Genomic DNA, 3,239 nt, shown 5'->3' on the forward strand with positions numbered 1-3,239 from the left:
GCGCTGGTCGCGACGGTCCCGGTGGTGCTCACGACCATCCGGTACGCGGGAGCGGCGTACCTCGCGTACCTGGGCATCAGAGCCCTGCTGGCAGCGGCCCGCCCCACCGCGACCGGTCCGGGCGCCGCGCCGGGGTCGACCGGCGGGGCGTTCCGGGACGGGCTGCTCTGCAACGCCCTCAATCCCAAGGCGGCAGTCTTCTTCCTGGCGCTGCTGCCGCAGTTCCTCCCCGCGCATCCCGGCACCCTCGACACGCTCACCCTCTCGCTGCTCGCCGTCGCGGTCACACTGCTGTGGTTCTGCACGGTGGCGAATCTGGTGGCGGTGTTCCGGCGGGTGTTCGACCGGTCCGGGGTGCGCCGGGCGCTCGACGGGCTGAGCGGCGCGGCCCTGCTCGGCCTGGGCGCCCGCCTGGCCCGGGGGCTGTGACTCAGCAGTATTTCTTGAAGTCGCGGTATTCCAGGATGTAACACCGCTCGACCGGGTTCGGCCGGTACGCGATCACCTTCTCCGTCATCCGGAATCCGATCCGCAGGTAGAACGCCAACGCTCGGGCGTTGTTCTCGTGGACGCCGAGCGTCAGCCGCGAGACGTCGATGTGCTGTTCCGCGAAACGGACCGCGGCCTCGACGAGCCGGGCACCGAGGCCGGTCGGTCCGCGGTGTCCGGCACGGACGAAAACGGCATGGAGGTGCGCGTGGTCGGGAACCTCCACCAAGGGCTCGACACTCGCCGATCCCACCCAGTCGTTGTTCCGATCACAGGCGATGAAGGTCGCGCCATCGTCGGAGGTCCCCTCGACAGCCGCTCGCTCCTGCCAGTAGCCGTCGGGGTGGGCGGCCAGTTCGGCGTACGAGGAGCTGAAGGCCGTGGGGGTGTCACGCACCGCCTCGAGCCTGATCGTCCGGAGCTCCCGCCATTCTCCGGCCGTCATCCGCCGGACGAGATGGGTCGTCGTCGACAAGGCTGTCCGGCCTCCTTCCGCATCGGTCCGATCGCCGGCAGTGATCGTAGGAGGGCCACGCTGAGTCCCAGCTGAGGCTCAGCGGGCCCGGATCAACGTGACACCCGGCCGCGGCCACCGGAGCCTGGGCGCCCTACGCGGTCGCCGGCCGGTACCGCACGTCCACCTCGGCCGTCGGGTCGTCGGCGCCGACGCGGTGCAGATAGATCGGGCGGCCGCCGGCGTGGTCGTAGAGCCGGATGCCGTCACCCAGCAGTACCGGCGCGATGTGCAGGTCGATCTCGTCGATCAGGCCACGCTGGAGCAGCTGGCGGCCGATGTCCGCCGACAGCACCTCCACGTTCTTGCCGCCGGCGGCCGCCAGCGCGATCCGCACCGCCTCGGCCACGTCGCAGTCGAGGAACGTGACCCGCTCGGCGGGCTCGGCGTCCTCGGGGTGGTGCGTCAGCACGAAGACCGGCCCGGTCCAGGCGCCGCCGTAGATGGTGCCGGCGTCGGGGAACCGGTCCCAGCCCTGCCGGCCGCCGAGCACGGCGCCCGTCGTCTCGACGTACTGGTCGATGAAGCCGGGCCGCTCGGAGATGCCGGTGCTCATCCAGTCCATGTCGTGGTCCGGTCCGGTCACGAACCCGTCCAGTGACATGGTGAAGTGCCACAGGACCTTGCCGTTCGCGGTCTGCGGTGCGAAGTCGCTCATGCCGTCCTCCCGGTGCGCTGATTGGCTCGTACCCAGGTTGAGACGGCATCCGCGACGAAACCTCATCGGTCGAGGGCCGGTCCGGTCACCGGGCGAGGTGGCACCCTCACGATAGGGTTGCGGATTCCTGCGCGAAGTCTGACTCCGAGGAGCATGACATGTCGGGGTCGACGGACGAGGACATCGCTGACGCCATGGCCGCGATCAAGGGCGAAGCCCAACGGTGGTCCGCTCTGGCCGAGGCTCGGCGAACCGCGTCCCGTACGGCCGGCAGGCAAACGTGTCTGCTGCTCACGGCACTGTCCTCGGTGCTCATGGTCGGCGCCTTGGTCGCCTGCGCCTGGACAGCCGAGCTGGCAGTTGGCGGCACGCTGATCGCCGTACCTGTTTTCGTGGCCGTCCTGGGGCTGAGCGGTTCGCTGTTGCTGTACGTCATCGGCGCTGCCGTGGCATACCGGTCGGTCGTCACCGATCAGGCGTCGGGGGCGGGCGTGAGATTCGTGGTCGCGATCACCCTGGCCGGCCGGGCGTTGTTCCTGGGCACCGCCCTGGCCACGGTTCTTGCCGGTGTTCTCGTCGCTGCCAACGGGCTGCCGTCAGCCGCTGTCCTGGCTGTGGTTGTGGCCGTCGGGGTAGCCGTCCTGGGGCAGAAGCTCGGAGTCAGCATCCGGCATGCCGGAGCGGTGTAGATCTACCTGGCGCTCAGGGGCGCGGTGTGCGGCCGTGCGGTATCGGGCCGCGGGGTGCGGGGCCCCGCCGGGCCGGACCCGGCCGGGTGGTGCGAGGCCGGGTCGGACTGCGCCGAGGGAGGCCGTGCGGTGCCGGCTCGCGGGCGGAGGGAACCTGGCGCGGCGCGGCAACAAGCGGCGCGGGAACGAGCGGCGCAGGAACGAGCGGCGCAGGAACGAGCGGCCCGGCAACGAGTGGTGCAGGGACCGAGGGGGAGAGGCCGAGCCCGGTCAGCCGCATCGCGACGGCCAGCAGAGCGGCGGCGACCGCGGCGTCGATCCAGTAGTGGTTGGCGGTGCCGACCACGACCAGCAGCGTGAACACCGGGTGGAGCAGCCACAGCCGGCGCCACCGGCCGCGCGTCAGTGTCATCAGCGTGAACGCCACCAGCAGCGACCAGCCGACGTGCAGGGACGGCATGGCCGCGTACTGGTTGGTGACCGTGTCGGTGGTGGGGGAGCCGTAGACGCTGGGCCCGAACAGCTGCCCGGTGTCGATGAGGCCCGTGCGCGCCAGCATCCGGGGCGGGGCCAGCGGGAAGATCAGGTGCACCACCAGCGCCGCGCCCGTGAGCAGGGCCAGGGTGTTGCGCACCGGCCGGTAGTGGGTGGGGCGGCGCAGGTAGATCCAGAGCAGGAAGGCGATCGTGGCCGGGAAGTGCACGTACGCGTAGTAGCTGTTGGCCGCCTCGATCACCGCGCCGGAGCGCAGCAGCAGGTGTTGCAGGCCGGTCTCGCCGGGCAGGCGCAGCAGTCTTTCCAGGTCCCAGATCCGGCCCGCGTTGGCCATCGCCGTGGCGACGTGGCCGTCCGCGGCCAGCCGGCCCAGGCTGTACGCGGCCCACAGCGC

Annotated in this window: 5 protein-coding genes; 2 read left to right on the forward strand and 3 right to left on the reverse strand. The window is 71.2% G+C overall.

Going from position 1 to position 3,239, the window contains the following annotated elements; genetic code table 11:
- Positions 1-429 (forward strand): LysE family translocator (locus AB0C29_RS40295; protein WP_360832174.1); only part of this gene is annotated, 429 nt, incomplete at its 5' end.
- 1 nt (position 430) lies between these two features.
- Here the strand turns inward: AB0C29_RS40295 and AB0C29_RS40300 are convergent.
- Together AB0C29_RS40300 and AB0C29_RS40305 are read right to left on the reverse strand one after the other, a co-directional pair.
- Positions 431-964 (reverse strand): GNAT family N-acetyltransferase, encoded by a 534-nt coding sequence (locus AB0C29_RS40300; RefSeq protein WP_360832176.1) that lies wholly within the window; start codon positions 962-964, stop codon positions 431-433.
- 133 nt (positions 965-1,097) lie between these two features.
- The gene (locus tag AB0C29_RS40305) at positions 1,098-1,661 is read right to left on the reverse strand and encodes a dihydrofolate reductase family protein (RefSeq protein ID WP_360832179.1); all 564 of its coding nucleotides are present in this window, start codon (positions 1,659-1,661) and stop codon (positions 1,098-1,100) included.
- A gap of 158 nt (positions 1,662-1,819) precedes the next feature.
- Between AB0C29_RS40305 and AB0C29_RS40310 the strand changes: the two genes are divergently transcribed.
- Positions 1,820-2,350 carry a hypothetical protein gene (locus tag AB0C29_RS40310; protein ID WP_360832181.1) on the forward strand — a complete coding sequence of 177 codons (531 nt, stop codon included), beginning with the start codon at positions 1,820-1,822 and terminating at the stop codon, positions 2,348-2,350.
- Between the two features lie 13 nt (positions 2,351-2,363).
- On the opposite strand, the gene AB0C29_RS40315 is transcribed toward AB0C29_RS40310, so the two are convergent.
- The coding region (locus AB0C29_RS40315; protein ID WP_360832183.1) for a phosphatase PAP2 family protein at positions 2,364-3,239 on the reverse strand (876 nt) is incomplete at its 5' end.

Source organism: Actinoplanes sp. NPDC048791 (genome assembly GCF_040650095.1).
Lineage (GTDB): Bacteria > Actinomycetota > Actinomycetes > Mycobacteriales > Micromonosporaceae > Actinoplanes.